This is a genomic window from Roseburia sp. TF10-5 (assembly GCF_003462365.1).
GTDB lineage: Bacteria > Bacillota > Clostridia > Lachnospirales > Lachnospiraceae > Roseburia > Roseburia faecis.
On record NZ_QTYW01000001.1, the window covers coordinates 247,380 to 262,946 of the forward strand.

16 protein-coding genes are annotated in these 15,567 nt (G+C 43.9%); 3 read left to right on the plus strand and 13 right to left on the minus strand.

The features are described from left to right. Positions 1-28: 28 nt before the first annotated feature. The 9 genes from DXD06_RS01300 to DXD06_RS01340 all read right to left on the minus strand — a co-directional run bounded on the left by DXD06_RS01300 (position 29) and on the right by DXD06_RS01340 (position 8,763). A complete protein-coding gene (locus tag DXD06_RS01300) occupies positions 29-937 on the minus strand; it encodes a hemolysin family protein (RefSeq protein WP_117830367.1) in 909 nt (302 codons plus the stop codon). A gap of 63 nt (positions 938-1,000) precedes the next feature. After that, positions 1,001-1,348: a type II toxin-antitoxin system PemK/MazF family toxin gene (locus DXD06_RS01305; RefSeq protein WP_022047064.1), complete on the minus strand. Its 348-nt coding sequence runs from the start codon at positions 1,346-1,348 to the stop codon at positions 1,001-1,003. A 112-nt stretch (positions 1,349-1,460) separates the two neighbouring features. Next, positions 1,461-2,591 (minus strand): alanine racemase, encoded by a 1,131-nt coding sequence (gene alr, locus DXD06_RS01310; RefSeq protein ID WP_055261306.1) that lies wholly within the window; start codon positions 2,589-2,591, stop codon positions 1,461-1,463. After that, positions 2,588-4,093: an NAD(P)H-hydrate dehydratase gene (locus DXD06_RS01315; protein ID WP_117830368.1), complete on the minus strand. Its 1,506-nt coding sequence runs from the start codon at positions 4,091-4,093 to the stop codon at positions 2,588-2,590. The genes alr and DXD06_RS01315 overlap by 4 nt, the downstream gene beginning before the upstream one ends. Before the next feature lie 5 nt (positions 4,094-4,098). Further along, a complete protein-coding gene (locus DXD06_RS01320; protein WP_117830369.1) occupies positions 4,099-4,782 on the minus strand; it encodes a hypothetical protein in 684 nt (227 codons plus the stop codon). A gap of 19 nt (positions 4,783-4,801) precedes the next feature. Beyond that, positions 4,802-5,437 carry a redox-sensing transcriptional repressor Rex gene (locus DXD06_RS01325; protein WP_055067947.1) on the minus strand — a complete coding sequence of 212 codons (636 nt, stop codon included), beginning with the start codon at positions 5,435-5,437 and terminating at the stop codon, positions 4,802-4,804. 21 nt (positions 5,438-5,458) lie between these two features. Continuing rightward, on the minus strand, positions 5,459-6,670 hold the full coding sequence (locus tag DXD06_RS01330; protein ID WP_022047069.1) for an NADP-dependent isocitrate dehydrogenase: 1,212 nt from the start codon (positions 6,668-6,670) through the stop codon (positions 5,459-5,461). A 19-nt stretch (positions 6,671-6,689) separates the two neighbouring features. Beyond that, positions 6,690-7,349: a GntR family transcriptional regulator gene (locus DXD06_RS01335; protein ID WP_055261312.1), complete on the minus strand. Its 660-nt coding sequence runs from the start codon at positions 7,347-7,349 to the stop codon at positions 6,690-6,692. Between the two features lie 31 nt (positions 7,350-7,380). After that, on the minus strand, positions 7,381-8,763 hold the full coding sequence (locus tag DXD06_RS01340) for a 2-isopropylmalate synthase (RefSeq protein WP_022047071.1): 1,383 nt from the start codon (positions 8,761-8,763) through the stop codon (positions 7,381-7,383). A gap of 170 nt (positions 8,764-8,933) precedes the next feature. Between DXD06_RS01340 and DXD06_RS01345 the strand changes: the two genes are divergently transcribed. Further along, positions 8,934-9,167, plus strand: a complete 234-nt coding sequence (locus DXD06_RS01345; RefSeq protein ID WP_022047072.1) for a hypothetical protein — start codon at positions 8,934-8,936, stop codon at positions 9,165-9,167. Between the two features lie 81 nt (positions 9,168-9,248). On the opposite strand, the gene DXD06_RS17200 is transcribed toward DXD06_RS01345, so the two are convergent. Further along, positions 9,249-9,395, minus strand: a complete 147-nt coding sequence (locus DXD06_RS17200; protein ID WP_022047073.1) for a hypothetical protein — start codon at positions 9,393-9,395, stop codon at positions 9,249-9,251. Positions 9,396-9,482: 87 nt separating this feature from the next. Here DXD06_RS17200 and DXD06_RS01350 point away from each other — a divergent pair, with 87 nt between their 5' ends. Next, positions 9,483-9,812, plus strand: coding sequence for a hypothetical protein (locus DXD06_RS01350; protein ID WP_117830370.1), 330 nt, complete (start codon positions 9,483-9,485; stop codon positions 9,810-9,812). A 19-nt stretch (positions 9,813-9,831) separates the two neighbouring features. Beyond that, positions 9,832-10,119, plus strand: a complete 288-nt coding sequence (locus tag DXD06_RS01355) for a hypothetical protein (protein WP_055261316.1) — start codon at positions 9,832-9,834, stop codon at positions 10,117-10,119. On the opposite strand, the gene DXD06_RS01360 is transcribed toward DXD06_RS01355, so the two are convergent. The 3 genes from DXD06_RS01360 to DXD06_RS01370 form a co-directional block, all read right to left on the minus strand. Then, entirely contained in the window at positions 10,076-11,395 is a 1,320-nt protein-coding gene (locus DXD06_RS01360; RefSeq protein ID WP_117830472.1) for an InlB B-repeat-containing protein, read from the minus strand. The genes DXD06_RS01355 and DXD06_RS01360 overlap by 44 nt on opposite strands. Before the next feature lie 4 nt (positions 11,396-11,399). Then, positions 11,400-13,487 carry an elongation factor G gene (locus tag DXD06_RS01365; protein WP_117830371.1) on the minus strand — a complete coding sequence of 696 codons (2,088 nt, stop codon included), beginning with the start codon at positions 13,485-13,487 and terminating at the stop codon, positions 11,400-11,402. 78 nt (positions 13,488-13,565) lie between these two features. Next, entirely contained in the window at positions 13,566-15,458 is a 1,893-nt protein-coding gene (locus tag DXD06_RS01370) for an ABC-F family ATP-binding cassette domain-containing protein (protein ID WP_117830372.1), read from the minus strand. Positions 15,459-15,567: the final 109 nt, after the last annotated feature.

Sequence of the window (15,567 nt, forward strand, 5' to 3'; positions counted from 1 at the left end):
ACAGAAGCATTACCTGTATTTTATTCTATCATTCTTTGCCGTTTCGCGCAAGTGGGTCATCCTCCGGCCGCTGATGCTTTGCATCTGCTTTTTTTACAAGAACCTCACGGATCATTTTATCCTTCACTTTCCGAATGGAAAATTCATATCCGTACGCCTGCAATCTGGCAGTTTCACCATCATTTGGAATTTTTTCCATCAGGGAAACCAGAAAACCGTTGAGCGTGTCAAAATCATCATCATTTACCGGAATCTGTAACGTTTCCGCCACGTCCGAAAGACTTGCGAACCCGCTCATGGTATAACTTCCATCTGTATTCTGGCGAATCAGCTGTTCTTCCTCATCATGCTCATCCTCGATGTTTCCGACAATTTCTTCCAGGATATCCTCCATGGCTACCGCACCGGATGTCTGTCCATATTCATCTACCACTATGACCAGATGGCTCTTTTTTGCCTGCATTTTCTGGAAAAGAGTATGAATATTTAATGTTTCCGGAACAAAATCCACCTCCCGGATCAGCCCCTTAATGTCTTTGATGGAAGTACGGAATACCTCATTTTTCTGTGCAAAAGCAAATGCGTCTTTAATATGTAAAACACCGATAATATTATCGATGTCCTCCAGATAAACCGGATATCTTGACTTATTGTTTTCAATGATGAACGGAACAGCATCATTATAGGAAAGTTCCCCATCGATCGCAATCAGATTCTTTCGATGTGTCATAATATCTTTGGCTTCTTTGTCACCGAATTCAAAAATATTGTGAATCATCTCTGCCTCCGAAGCACGAAGAACTCCCTGTTCGTGTCCTTCATTTACCATGGAAATAATCTCTTCTTCGGTCACATCATCCTCATGGGAAGACGGGTTTAAAAATCCTATAATTTTTTTTAAAATATTCGTCCTGCCGGAACTGGCACTATCGTCCATTTCGTTTCTCCTTTAATGTATATAATACTCCAAATCATACCATGGGAACTGTATTCCGTCAAGTTATGTATACAATTCCAGGCTGATCTCCAGTGCTTTGTCAATTTTCAAAAGAATCTGATGATCCAGATGACATACTTTATCTTTCAGCCGCTTTTTGTCAATGGTCCGCAACTGTTCCAGCAAAACGACAGAATCCTTTGCCAGATCGTATTTGTCACAGTTTAATTCGACATGTGTAGGAAGTTTTGCTTTATGCATCTGCGAAGTAATCGCCGCACAGATCACGGTCGGGCTGTGCCGGTTCCCGATATTGTTCTGAATGATAAGAACCGGCCGGACGCCTCCCTGTTCCGATCCCACGACCGGGCGCAGATCTGCATAATAAACATCTCCTCTTTGAATCAACATACGTTTTCACCCCATACTTTGTGATACTAAAAGTATTTCCATATTTCTCACATGTATTCAAAAAGATGATTTCATACTATATGTTATTCAAAAAGGAGACATCTGTGTAATCTTATGATTCCTGTATACAGATTCTTGGCACACGCGGTGTGATCAGACATGCAAATTCATAATTGAAACGACCGGATAATTCGCCAAGCTCTTCCATCGTGATACATTCGCTGCCGTCTTTTCCGAGAAGGGTCACCGGATCACCTTCTTTTGCTTCCGGAATTTCGGTCACATCGACCATAAACTGGTCCATGCAGACTCTGCCGCAGATCGGAGCCTTCTTCCCGTGAATAAGAACATAGCCTTTATTGGAAAGCCCTCTTGCATAACCATCCGCATAGCCGACCGGAATGGTTGCAATTCTTTTTTCTGACGGTGTCTCATAGATACCGCCATAACTGATCTTACGCCCTTTTCCCAGTGTCTTGACAAAAGCGATATGGCTCTTTAAGGACATCACCGGATGAAGGGAAATATTGTGTGCCACTTCCTCCGATGGCCACATACCATAAAGAGTGATTCCGGCTCTTACCATATCCATATTTGCTTCCGGGATCTCTACAATTCCGGCACTGTTGGAGCAATGATGGATCGGTATTTTAACATTCCGTTCCTCTAACATTGTTATCATCTTCTGAAAAAGTGCAATCTGCTTTTGGGTTGGGGTTTTATCATACTCATCTGCCTGGGCAAAATGTGTAAAAATTCCTTCGATCTCAATATTCGGAAGTTTTGCAATCCCTGCAATCAGGTCTGCACTGTCTTCGGTAACCTGCAGACCGATCCGGCTCATTCCGGTATCAATTTTAATATGGATATGACAGGTTTTATTTTTTCTGACAGCGATATCCGAAAGAGCTTTTGCCGCCTCATATTCACAGATTGCAGGACGTATTTCTTTTTCCACTATGAGCTCATAATGTTCCGGAAAACTGATTCCAAGGATCAGAATCGGTTTCTTTCGCCCATCCGCAATCAGCATCTCCGCTTCATCCGCAGTTGCCACGGCAAATCCCCATACATACGGAAGGTCCTCGATTGTTTTTGCTACGGTCAGTGCCCCATGCCCGTAAGCATCTGCCTTGATGACGGCGGCAATTTTGGTTCCTTCTTTAATATTTTTATGCATGGATTCCATATTATAGCGCAGTGCATCTAAATCAATGCCTGCATAAACACGATTTTTTTTCATGATTTTTCTACCTCTTTGAGTCCTTCTATGATATCGGAAGCCATCATTCCCCGGACTCCACATTTTTCTTTTGCGGCATCTCCCGCCAGCCCGTGCACATACACCCCAAGAGATGCTGCTTCCTCTGCTTTCATTCCCTGGGCAAGAAGGGAACCGATCACACCTGCCAGCACATCTCCGCTTCCGGCCGTTGCCATTCCATTATTTCCCGATAAATTTACATACGTCATGCCATCCGAAACGGCAGTAACCGTATGAAAATCTTTTAATACACAAATCACATGGAAACGCTTCGCAAAGGTTTCGGCAGATTGCTCCAGTGTGGTCAGAATTTCAGAAACCGGTTTTTGGGTCAGCCGGGACATTTCTCCGGGATGCGGTGTCAGAATAATGTCCGCCTTTGCCTGTTCTAAAAGTTCTGGTTGATCCGCAATGATATTTAACGCATCGGCGTCCAAAACCAGTGGAACGCGGCATTGTTCCAGAACGGTGGATGTCATGCGGCGTGCACGCTGTCCGGTTCCGATTCCCGGGCCAAATACTACGGCATCCGCCCACTGCAGCTGTTCTGCCAGCAAAGTTTCTTCCTCGTTTTCCTGCCCGGTGACAAGAACAGCTTCCGGAACCTTTGTCTGCAGAATCAGCCGGTTTTGTTCACAGGTGAATACCCGCACCAGGCCACTTCCCATACGATATGCAGCTTTTGCACAAAAGCATGCCGCTCCGGACATATTAACACTTCCGGCAATAATTAGCAACTTCCCATACGAACCTTTATTGGTATGTGCCATACGGGAGGGAAGTTTTTTTAAATCTTCCGATTCCAGAACAGCCGTATGCGGCTTATCATCCAGCCAGCTCTCCTGTGTAATTCCCATGGAAACCACATGTACCTTTCCGCAATATTCATTGCCCGGCCACAGATACTGCCCCTTTTTCCCAAATGAAAATGTAATTGTGTCATCTGCCCGAAAAGCCGTGCCAAGTACTGCCCCATCATCGGAACTGATTCCGGAAGCAATATCCACGGCAACTTTCCATCCAGACAATTGATTGAGCACGTCAATATCGTTTGCAAGTGCTCCGGATATTTCCCGGGACAGACCGGTTCCAAACATGGCATCAATGACCACATCATAGGATGCCTCCCCTGCGGAAACTTTCTCCTTTTGCACGACCGGAATGCGGTAGGCACTGCAGATCTGTTTCTGGGTGTCATAGGATGGACTGGTCCGGTGCCCTTCTTCCTCTCCTGCCGGCCATACGGACACAAAAACCCCCTGTTCCCGCAAAAGTCGGGCAATGGCAAGTCCGTCCCCTCCGTTATTTCCGCTTCCACAGGCAATTAATGCTGTCGATAATTTATTTTGTTTAAGCACTAAAAGCTTCTGCACAAAAGCCATCGATGCCTGTTCCATCAATACCAGTTCCGGTACATGAAACACCTGCGACGTATTCTGATCCAGAAGCTTCATTTCTTTTCCCGATACAAGATAACGCAAGATTTCTATTTCTCCTCTTTCTTCTCTTCCTTTTGTGATTCTTTCGTATCGTTTTGTTTATTTTGTGCGCTGTCCTCTTCCACATCTTCATCTTCATAGTGAATATCGAACAGATCCAGAGTGGATGGCCCGAAGATATCGTGCAGATACGCATAAATCTCACGATTGTTGATATCCCGGTTCTGCTTACGGATGATATTTTTCTTTAAATCCACACGAACCTGATTGATCCAGGCATCAATATCATCGGATTCCTTTTTATTGACACGTATTTTTTCGTAAAAATATCCCATGCTCTGAAGCATCAGTTTCCGGTTGACATCACGGATCCGACGTGGAATTTCCAGCAGTTCGTCCTCATTTTCTTCCATTTTCTGATTGGTTTCATCAATCAGACGTTTATCTTCATCCAGCTTTTTTTCCCGCTGTGCATCCATATCTTCGGATGTAGTTCCGTCCATGTTTGCGACAATGCTTTCCATCAGCTGCTTTTTTACTTTTTTCAGCTGTTTTAACTCTTCATTCAGTTTTCCCTGTCTGGCAAGCAAAGCATTCAGCTCGTTTTCCGTTTCATGAATTTCGTCCGGCTTGCCATGCACAGCAAAAAGCCGATGCCACTTCTCATCAAGTACAAGAATCGGCACCTGTTTGTCTGCCAGCGCTTTTTTAAATTCTTCATCATCCTTCATCGTATCACCTCTTTGTGTGCTACTTGGAGTTCTTCACGATATTATATGATAACTGCATCAGACTGTCCGACAAATGAACATTTTCGACAACCACACTTTTATCACTTAAATCCAGATCCACATGGGCAAAATTCCAGATGGCACGGATTCCCAGATTCACAAGATGCTGCGCAGTATCTTCTGCCTTTTCTTTCGGGAGTGTTAAGGCTGCAATATCTACTTTATTTTTTTTGCAGTAATCATCCAGTTCATCCATCATATAAATCGGAATATCACGAACGGTCTGTCCTTTTAAAGATGGTTTTACATCAAACAACGCAGTAATGATAAAACCAAACCGTTCAAATTTTACATAATTTGTAATTGCCTGACCAAGATTTCCGGCACCGATCATGATAATATTATGGGTCTCATTTAACCCCAGTATTTTTCCGATCTCATCATACAGGTATTTCACATTATATCCGTAACCCTGTTGTCCAAATCCGCCAAAATTATTCAAATCCTGGCGAATCTGAGAGGCCGTCACCATCATCCGGTGACTCAGATCATTGGAGGAAATGCGCTCAACGCCTTCCTCCAGCAATTCTCCCAGATAACGGTAATATCTTGGCATACGACGGATGACAGCTTGTGAGATTTCCTTTTCCACAATTTCATCCTCCAATCCTTTTATTTATGAAAGAGAAGCTTCTAGTTCTGTCCGGATTGCCTTAATAAAATTCTCACTGTTTAATACCACCGGATTTTCAATGGTCGTAATCAAAGCAAGATCCTTTGTCATCTTTCCGGACTCAATGGTCTTTAAGCATGCTGCTTCCAGTTTATCCGCAAAATCACAGAGTGCCTGATTTTTATCCAGTTCTCCGCGCTTTCTGAGTGCTCCTGTCCATGCAAAAATGGTTGCGACGGAGTTTGTGGAAGTTTCTTCACCCTTCAGATGCTTATAATAATGTCTCTGAACGGTTCCGTGTGCAGCTTCATACTCATAATATCCATGCGGGGATACAAGTACGGAAGTCATCATGGCAAGAGAGCCGAATGCAGAACTGATCATATCACTCATAACATCACCGTCATAGTTTTTGCATGCCCAGATAAATCCGCCTTTTGACTTCATAACACGTGCAACCGCATCATCAATCAAAGTATAAAAATACTCAATTCCGGCTTTTTCAAATGCATCCTTGTAATTCTTCTCAAATACATCCTGGAAAATATCCTTAAAGGTATGGTCATATTTTTTGGAAATGGTATCCTTTGTTGCAAACCACAGATCCTGCTTTGTATCCAGTGCATATTTAAAGCAGCTGTGTGCAAAGCTTTCAATGGAATCGTCCAGGTTATGCTGTCCCTGTAATACACCGGCTCCGGTAAAATTATGGATCAGTTCACGCACGATGGTTCCATCCTCTGCAGTAAATACCAGCTCAGCCTTACCAGGTCCCGGAACCTTCATTTCTGATGCCTTATACACATCGCCATACGCATGTCTTGCAATCGTGATCGGCTTTTCCCAGGTCTTAACATTTGGCTCAATTCCCTTTACGACAATCGGCGCACGGAATACCGTTCCGTCAAGCATGGCACGGATGGTTCCGTTCGGACTCTTCCACATTTCTTTTAAATTATATTCTGTCATTCTTGCGGCATTCGGAGTGATCGTTGCGCATTTTACAGCAACACCGTATTTCTTTGTTGCATTTGCAGAATCAACCGTTACCTGATCGTTTGTCCGGTTACGCTCTTCCAGTCCCAGATCATAATACTCTGTTTTCAGATCAATAAACGGAAGTAACAGCTCATCCTTGATCATTTTCCAGAGAATTCTTGTCATTTCATCTCCGTCCATCTCTACCAGTGGTGTTGTCATTGTAATCTTGCTCATCGCTTCATTCTCCTTTATTTTATTTCATCAGATTTTCCCAACCGATTTTATCCATGTTGGATATCGTATTGCGGATATGGAGTCTGGCACACTCCTCCGCTGTCCGGGCATCCCTTGCCTTTAATGCCTCGGCAATTGCCCGGTGTTCATTGATCGACGCATGAGCCCGTGCTTTCTCTTCCAGTGTGATCCGACGGATGCGCTGCAGATAATGATGATAGTCCCGAAGCACACGTGTCAGTTCTTTGCTTGCGCATGCTTCATATACCATTTCGTGGAAACGGTTATCCAGTTCCAGTATCTGATCCCAGTTTTCTTTGGAATAGTGAAAATCGGATAAAAATACGATTTCTTCCAGTTCCTCCAACTGTTCCTGCGTGATCCGCTCCGCTGCCCACCGGGCGCATAATCCCTCTAAAAGCGTCCGTATCTCATAGATATCTTTGACATCCTGAAGGGTAACCCCTTCTACAAACGCTCCCTTGTTTGGAATGATATGTACCAGCCCTTCCAGCTCCAGCTGCCGGAGTGCTTCCCGGACGGGAGTCCGGCTCACCCCGAGATCGTCGCCAATATTCTTTTCCTTCAGTTCCTCATTCGCCTGATATTTTCCATTTAAAATATCTTCCCGAATGGAATGAAAAACTTTGGCACTTAATGAATAATGATCTTCTGCCATAATTTCACCTTATATAATATCGAATTTTTGCCTATAACACAATACCAAGCTCTTTACAAACGGAAGTAATTTCTACAACAAGCTCCTGATCCGTCATAACGGTTACGCGTCCGTCATCGTATTGTGTGTCTACCCAGTCTTTGATCCGGTGTACAAGTTCTGAGTTTTTGTCCACTTTCCGGTCATCTGGCAAATGATAATAATTGTTGATCCAGTGTGCAATACCTGCCAGACCTGAGGTATTCGATACTGCTACCAGAGGTGGACGGTTTAAAAATTTTCCGGTATCGAAAATGTTATATATTTCCTCATTTTTCAGTAATCCGTCCGCGTGAATACCGGCTCTTGTCACATTAAAGTTACTTCCGACAAACGGTGTCTGTGGCGGCTGTTTGTATCCCAGTTCCTTCTCATAATATTCGGAAAGTTCCGTGATCACGGTCGTATCCATGCCATCGAGAGTACCGCGCAGCTGGGCATACTCAAATACCATGGCTTCCAGAGGCGTATTTCCGGTACGCTCCCCGATTCCAAACAAAGAACAGTTGACACCACTTGCCCCGTACAGCCATGCTGTGGTGGAATTGTTGACTGCTTTGTAAAAATCATTGTGTCCATGCCACTCAATCTGGGAAGAAGGAACTCCGGCATGTGTTGTCAGACCGTAAATGATTCCCGGCACACTTCGTGGAATTACGGCACCAGGGAAGTTTACCCCATATCCCATCGTATCGCAGGCACGTACCTTGATCGGAATCTTGTACTCATCCTGCAGTTTCATCAGTTCCACACAGAACGGAATTACAAATCCGTAAATATCGGAACGTGTGATATCCTCAAGATGACAGCGCGGACTGATGCCGGTCTCCAGACAGTCGCGGATCACGCTCAGGTACAGATTCATAACCTCCCGTCTTGTCATTTTCATTTTATAGAAAATATGGTAGTCAGAACAGCTGACAAGAATGCCCGTCTCGCGAAGACCCAGGTCTTTGACCAGCTGAAAGTCCTGTTTGCTGGCACGAATCCAGGAAGTGACTTCCGGAAACTGATAGCCACGTTCCATACATTTATATACCGCGTCGCGGTCTTTCTTACTATATAAGAAGAATTCACTCTGACGAATCTTTCCCTTCGGACCGCCAAGTTTATGTAAGTAATCATAAATCGTCACGATCTGTTCGGTGGTATACGGAGCACGGGACTGCTGCCCATCACGGAATGTGGTATCTGTAATCCAGATTTCATCCGGCATATTATGCGGAACAATACGATCATTAAACGCAATCTTCGGAATCTCCTCATAGGGAAAAAGGTTCCGGAATGTATTCGGTTCATCCACATCTACCAGCTGATAAAAATGTTCTTCGAGCTGCAACAGGTTTGATTTGTCATTCATTACTACTTCTCTCATGTGCTGACTACTCCTTTTCATACATGAATAATTGTATACAATTATTACGTTATAAAATCATTTTATCTATTTACTATGTGAAAGTCAATGAATTTTTTTAGAAAAATATGGAACCCTTTTGCTGCCGTCTCATACACTATACTGTAAATATATTTATTTGGAGGTCACTTATGAGTGATTTAACTGCTACAAACTGTGGATGTTCAACAGATAACGGATGTGGATGCAATTCTATTATCTGGATCATTCTTCTTCTCTCCTGCTGTGGAAATGGATCTTTCTGCGGAAACAACAACGGATGCGGATGCAGTGGCGGCGGAAACGACTGCTGCTGGCTGATTCTTCTTCTGTTATTCTGTGGCGGATGCAATGGCGGCGGAAACGGATGCGGCGGAATCTTCTAATATTTGTGTTAGAAACGTGTGCAGCAAGGTGCACAACCAAAAAGGGATGCAGTATCTGCATCCCTTTTTGCATATAAAATGCTATCCTTCTTTTGTGGCTTTTTCTTTCTGGATCTGACGTTCCACAGCCTCTTTTACCCTGCATTCCGTGGGAACATTCCGTCGTTTCAGGCATTCTTCATCCACTTCATAAACACTGTTTCCATCAATAATCAGTCTCTCATGCATCTATTTTTTCCTTTTTCTTTTATTGTATTCATACAGACAGGCATTCTCTCATAAAATAATAGAAAAATTATATAGGATGTGTGATCCATGGATGAAAATAAATCCATCACGTATGACGATCTGATCCAGACGAGAAATACGCAGATCTTAAAGTCCATCGTACCATATTTAGACGTTCCGACACAAAAGCCGCTTGCCATGCTGATCCAGCTGATGGAATGGAAAAATGCCACAGCAGCTTTCTCCAGACAGGAGAACAGCATGGCTGCCTGTTCTCTGCCTGCCGGTACCAAACGGCGGGATGCAATGCTTAGTGCAGTCCGTAAATATTGTACCCCAAAAGAACAGGAAATGATTGATACATTGCAGACTCTGTTTTGTATTATGGAAAATCAGGATCTGTTTCACAATCCATAAATCCGCAGGAGGTTTTTGAATGGATTCCAATCTTTTTAACAATCCGGCGTTTGCCAATTTAAGTCCGGAAAAATTGCAATTTCTGCTCTCCTTTGCACAGAAAGAAAAACCTTTAAACATGAAAGATGCCATGCCGTTTCTTCTCTCAAATATGAGGCAGGCAAAGGAAAACCATATTGATTTCACAAAGCCTGAAATCGAACTGTTGTGTGATCTGCTGTCCAAAGACCTTCCGCCTGAGAGTCAGACGCAAATGAAAAAGATCATGTCCCTGATGTCGATGAACCGTTCACATCCAGCTCCCTGATCGGGATTTTTAAAATTTTATCCAGCGGGAACAGGCTTTTGCCTTTCCCGTCGGTTCCCTCATAATATTTTTCTCCTGCCGATTCAAACAGAATATATAAGGTATTGTCACTTACATCGAGTTCTTCCGATGCCGGAGGCATTTCCACTTTCTTTCTCGGATGTTTCGGCCGGGTTGCGAGTGCCGTGACAGAGTCGTAACAATATAAATAGGAAGACTGGTTTCTTCCGTAGGAAGTGCTCAGATATACGTTTCCGGAATCATCGAACGTAACTCCCTGCACCTTTTGCGGAATTTTATAATCACTGAGGGCAATCAGTTTGTCCGTCTTTTTATCCAGATAATATGCCACCATTCGTGAATTCACCAGAAGTGTATGCGTTGCAATCCACAATCTTCCGCCATACCAGGTAATACAGGAAGGCGTATTTTTGACCGGAAACTCATCCACTACATCTCTTGCATCCACGACATCTCCGGTATTCTGATAGGCCATCAGTTCAATAAAATCGTAGGAGATCCGCTCCACACAGTTTTCATAGGAATTGCACACCCATACATTGTCACCGTCAAACGCAATTCCTCCCAGATGGCTGTTTTCATCCATTCCCAGTGTGACCATATATTCTCCGGTTTCCCGGTCAAACACCATAAGCTCTCCCATACAGTCATCTTCCGTGGAATAAGAAGTGATCAGCACAAATTCGTCGGTCAGACAAATCCCCTGCGGGCACTGGGATGCACTGAAAATATATTTTTTTAACACATCCTCCTCCCGGGTATCCGGCATGCCCGGAATATCAATTTCATTGTAAAAGCTGTAATCAAGATCTTTCAACAGAACCAGATTTTTGTCGAACCGGCTCTCTCTTTTGTGATAGTTATAATATTCTACATTGTAATAATTATTAATCTTTGCGGTCCATTTGGCATAAAGAATGTAATGATCCTTACGATCCGTGGGAATGGTCTTTATCTGTTTGTGAAGCGCGGCATCGGAGTACCATCCGAGAAACCGGAATCCACTCCGGTATGGCGTATACAGCGGCTGGTCCCCGCTGAATGCCGGGTACGATTCTTTATTGAAAGAATTCTGTATGCCGCCTCCCAGAAAATACCCCACGGTAACCGTATCGTTCTTTGTGTGAACATTTGCAGGTTTTTGAAAGGAAGAACTCGAAGGGGCATAATTCTCCCCTTCGAGTTCTGTGTTTTTTGCATATGTCGGTGTCACGATAAAATTTAAGGTTATTGCAATCAATAATACAGCAAACACTGTACTATTCTTCTGTCTCCACAACTTTGCCTGCCCTCTCTTCTATTTCTCTTGCTGCCACATCCTCAGGTGCTTGTTCATACCGGGCAAATTCATAAGAAAATGTTCCGCTTCCGCTGGTCATTGACCGAAGCTGTGTATTATATCCATACAGTTCAAGATATGGAAGATCCGCATCGATCTCCTGATACCCGTTTTCTGCATTCATATTCATCACACGACCTCTGCGTTTATTCAGATCTCCCATGATTTCACCGGTATATTCCTCCGGAGTAATGATCTTTACAGAGGCGATCGGCTCTAACAATACCGGCTTCGCATCTAAAAATCCTTTCTTAAATGCCTGTTTGGCGGCTACTTTAAATGCCATCTCGGAGGAATCCACCGGATGATAGGAGCCATCATAGAGTACCGCTTTCACTCCGATTACCGGGTAGGCCGCAAGCGGTCCTTTCAAAACAGCTTCTGCAATTCCTTTTTCCACTGCTGGAAAATAATTTTTCGGAATGGCTCCACCCACAACACACTGTTCAAATACATAAGGGACCTCTAAATCCCCGCTCGGCTCAAATTTCATTTTAACATGGCCGTACTGTCCATGTCCACCGGACTGTTTTTTATATTTGTATTCAACATCTGATTTTCCACGTATGGTTTCGCGGAAAGCGACCTTTGGACGCATCAGTTCAATTTCTACTTTATACTTTTCAAGCAGCATACTCTGAACAATTTCAAGCTGCTGCTCACCCATGCCATATAACAGAGTCTGACGATTTTCACTGTCATTTACCACACGCAGCGTCTGATCTTCCATCAGAATTTTTTGCAGCGACTGGGAAATCTTATCCACATCCCCTTTGTTTTTTGCTTTGTAGCGCATAGATACGTACGGTTTTGAGAAATTCGTGCGAAGATAGGCAACCGGATTATTCCGTACGGACAGGGAATCCGTTGTCTGGGACAGGGACAGCTTTGCCAGTGCTCCGATATCCCCCGCATGAAGTTCTTTTACTTCCTCTGTTTTATTTCCGCGCAGAACGTACAGCTTTCCAATCTTTTCGTCACAATCCCTGTGATAATTAAATAAGACATCATCCGTCTTAAGCACACCGGAATTTACTTTGATCAGAGAATACTTTCCAATGTAAGGATCTACAATTGTCTTAAAAATATACGCACTCTTCGGTTTTGCGAAATCATAGTCCGCCGGATACACCTCGTTGTTTGTCGTATTGATGCCTGCGCAGGTCCGTTTGTCCGGGCTCGGAAAATATTTAACAATATCTGCCATCAGCGTATACATCCCGCGGGCAAGCGGATTCGATCCCATAAGAACCGGAACGATAGAACCATCCATGACATTTACCCTGAGCGCCTGACGAATTTCGTCCTCGGAGAATTCATCTCCGTTAAAATAACGGTCCATAAACTCCTCGCTGGTTTCTGCCACAGCTTCTAACAAAGCTTCCCTGCACAGATTAAGATTCTTTTGGGAATATTCCGGAACTTCAAATTTTTCAACGGTTCCCTCATCGATCCATCGCTTTGCTTTCTGCTGGATGACATTGACATATCCGACAAACTGGCCATCCTCCCGGACCGGCAGATGAAACGGTGCAATTTTCTTTCCGTAAAGAGCCTGCAGATCTTCCACTACCTGACGGTAACTTGCATTGTCAATATCCATATCTGTCACAAAGATCATACGTGGAAGATGATTTTTTTCACAGATTTCCCAGGCGCGCCGCGTGCCTGTCTCGATTCCCGCTTTTCCGGAAATAACGATAATTGCTGCATCCGCTGCGGAAACTGCCTCTTCGACTTCCCCGACAAAATCAAAATAGCCTGGGGTATCCAAAACATTAATTTTGTTGTCTTTCCACGGGATCGCGACCACAGAAGTATGGATCGAAAACTGGCGTTTCGTCTCCTCCTTATCAAAATCACTGATGGTATTTTTATCTGCGACCGTCCCCATACGTGTCGTCAGACCTGCCAGATATGCCATGGCTTCCACCAGGGAAGTTTTGCCGCATCCTCCATGCCCCAGGAGAACCACATTACGAATTCTGTCTGTCGTATATACGTTCATAGTAAAACCCTCCTTTTTTAGAATATTTACCCTTTTATGGTTATATTCTACTAATTTTCAGAAAGTTTTACAACCTTTTTATGCATTTTGTTGAAGTATTTTTGCCGCAAGTTCTTCCAGATACGTCCAGCGATCCATTTTTTCTTCCAATTGTGTTTCCAGCTGCGTTTTTTCTTCTGTCAGTTCATTCAGCTTCACAAAATCCCGTGCGCAGGATGCCATCTCCCCGTCAATCTCTCCCAGCCGTGTTTCCAAAGCTGCAATGTCGTCCTCAATGGTTTCATATTCTTTCTGTTCTTTATATGAAAATTTTAATTTATTTTCATGTTTCCATGTAGAACGTGAGTCTTCTGTCGCCTGTTTTTCCTGTACATTTGCCGTCTCTTCATTTTTACGGAACGAATCGCCTGCAGTATCTACAAATTTTCCTTCCTCTTCGGCCCGTCTGTGGTAGTCCGTATATCCGCCCTCATACTGGCAGAGCTTTCCGTTTCCCTCAAAAGCAAAGATTCTGTGCACCACACGGTCCAGAAAATAACGGTCATGCGATACCGTAATCACAATACCGTCATAATGATCCAGATAATCTTCAAGAATGGTCAGTGTCGTGATATCAAGATCGTTGGTTGGTTCGTCAAGAATCAGTACATTGGGAGCTTCCATAAGAACCCGCAGCAGATTCAGTCTGCGCTTTTCTCCGCCGGACAGTTTTTTGATCTGTCCATACTGTTCTTCCGGTGGAAACAAAAACTGATCGAGCATTGCGGATGCCGAAACCAGTCCATCTTCTGTGCGTACATATTCTGCTGTATTTTTGATATAATCAATCACGCGAAGCTTTGGGTCCATATATGCAATTCCCGCATTCTCATCCTGTTCGATCTCCTGTGTGTAATATCCGATTTTTATCGTCTGTCCAATGGTTACTTCCCCAGCATCCGGCAAAATTCTGCCATCAATAATTTTCATAAGTGTTGTCTTGCCGCATCCGTTTTTCCCGACAAAACCAATCCGGTCATTTTTTAAGAAAATATAGGAAAAATCAGAAATCAGTACATGATCTCCATATGTTTTTGTGATATGTGATAATTCCACGGTTGTTTTTCCCATACGGGAGGACACCGAACCGATTTCGATCTTTTTATCAACATCCGGCTTTTTTTGATCCCGCAAGGCCTCATAGCGCTGGATATGTGCTTTCTGTTTGGTGGAACGCGCCCTTGCCCCGCGCTGCATCCATTCGATTTCCTTGCGCAGAATGGACTGTCTTTTCCGTTCGCCTGCCCAGGCAATGTCTTCCCTCTCCTGTTTGGCCGCAAGATATCCGGAATAGTTTGTCTCATAGCTGTAAATCTGTCCTTTATCAACTTCCACAATCCGGTTGCATACACTGTCCAGAAAATACCGGTCATGTGTCACCATAACCATTGCTCCCCGGTAATTTTTCAGATAATTTTCCAGCCACTCTGCCATTTCGGCATCCAGATGGTTCGTCGGCTCATCCAAAAGCAGTACATCACACGGAGTAAGGAGCACTGCAACAAGAGCCAGTCGTTTCCGCTGTCCGCCGGACAAATATCCCACCGGTTCATCGAAATTGTATATGCCAAGCCGCGTCATCATGGATTTGGCATTGCTTTCCAGATTCCATTTTTCATGTTCTTCCCGGTCTTCCTGCTGATGCACACTTCCAATCTGCGCATAAGAAAGTACATTCTCAAGTGCTCCCTTTTGCGGGTCAAATTCCGGCATCTGCGGCAGATAGCGAATCACAAGATGATTGGCCCGTACGACATTTCCGGCATCCGGTTCTTCGAGTCCTGCCATAATTTTTAACAGCGTGGATTTTCCGGTTCCATTGATGCCTATGATTCCGACTTTTTCCCCATCCTGCAGATAAAACGATGCATCGTGAAACAACTCACGCTGTGTATAAACTTTTGTAATATGATCAACGGTAAGTAAATTCATAAAAATTCCTCTTTCTGCTTCCTTTCGCCTTTTTATTATCACACGAACGGACAATTGTTGCAAGTGCTGTCACACATTCCTCTTTTGACACTCCTGCCATTCTATAGTA

What these genes read in the sequence shown, in the direction of transcription:
- DXD06_RS01300 (WP_117830367.1), bottom strand. Translation starts at nt 937, where the DNA reads ATGGACGATAGTGCCAGTTCCGGCAGGACGAATATTTTAAAAAAAATT.
- DXD06_RS01305 (WP_022047064.1), bottom strand. Translation starts at nt 1,348, where the DNA reads ATGTTGATTCAAAGAGGAGATGTTTATTATGCAGATCTGCGCCCGGTC.
- alr (WP_055261306.1), bottom strand. Translation starts at nt 2,591, where the DNA reads ATGAAAAAAAATCGTGTTTATGCAGGCATTGATTTAGATGCACTGCGC.
- DXD06_RS01320 (WP_117830369.1), bottom strand. Translation starts at nt 4,782, where the DNA reads ATGAAGGATGATGAAGAATTTAAAAAAGCGCTGGCAGACAAACAGGTG.
- DXD06_RS01330 (WP_022047069.1), bottom strand. Translation starts at nt 6,670, where the DNA reads ATGAGCAAGATTACAATGACAACACCACTGGTAGAGATGGACGGAGAT.
- DXD06_RS01335 (WP_055261312.1), bottom strand. Translation starts at nt 7,349, where the DNA reads ATGGCAGAAGATCATTATTCATTAAGTGCCAAAGTTTTTCATTCCATT.
- DXD06_RS01340 (WP_022047071.1), bottom strand. Translation starts at nt 8,763, where the DNA reads ATGAGAGAAGTAGTAATGAATGACAAATCAAACCTGTTGCAGCTCGAA.
- DXD06_RS01345 (WP_022047072.1), top strand. Translation starts at nt 8,934, where the DNA reads ATGAGTGATTTAACTGCTACAAACTGTGGATGTTCAACAGATAACGGA.
- DXD06_RS17200 (WP_022047073.1), bottom strand. Translation starts at nt 9,395, where the DNA reads ATGCATGAGAGACTGATTATTGATGGAAACAGTGTTTATGAAGTGGAT.
- DXD06_RS01350 (WP_117830370.1), top strand. Translation starts at nt 9,483, where the DNA reads ATGGATGAAAATAAATCCATCACGTATGACGATCTGATCCAGACGAGA.
- DXD06_RS01355 (WP_055261316.1), top strand. Translation starts at nt 9,832, where the DNA reads ATGGATTCCAATCTTTTTAACAATCCGGCGTTTGCCAATTTAAGTCCG.
- DXD06_RS01365 (WP_117830371.1), bottom strand. Translation starts at nt 13,487, where the DNA reads ATGAACGTATATACGACAGACAGAATTCGTAATGTGGTTCTCCTGGGG.
- DXD06_RS01370 (WP_117830372.1), bottom strand. Translation starts at nt 15,458, where the DNA reads ATGAATTTACTTACCGTTGATCATATTACAAAAGTTTATACACAGCGT.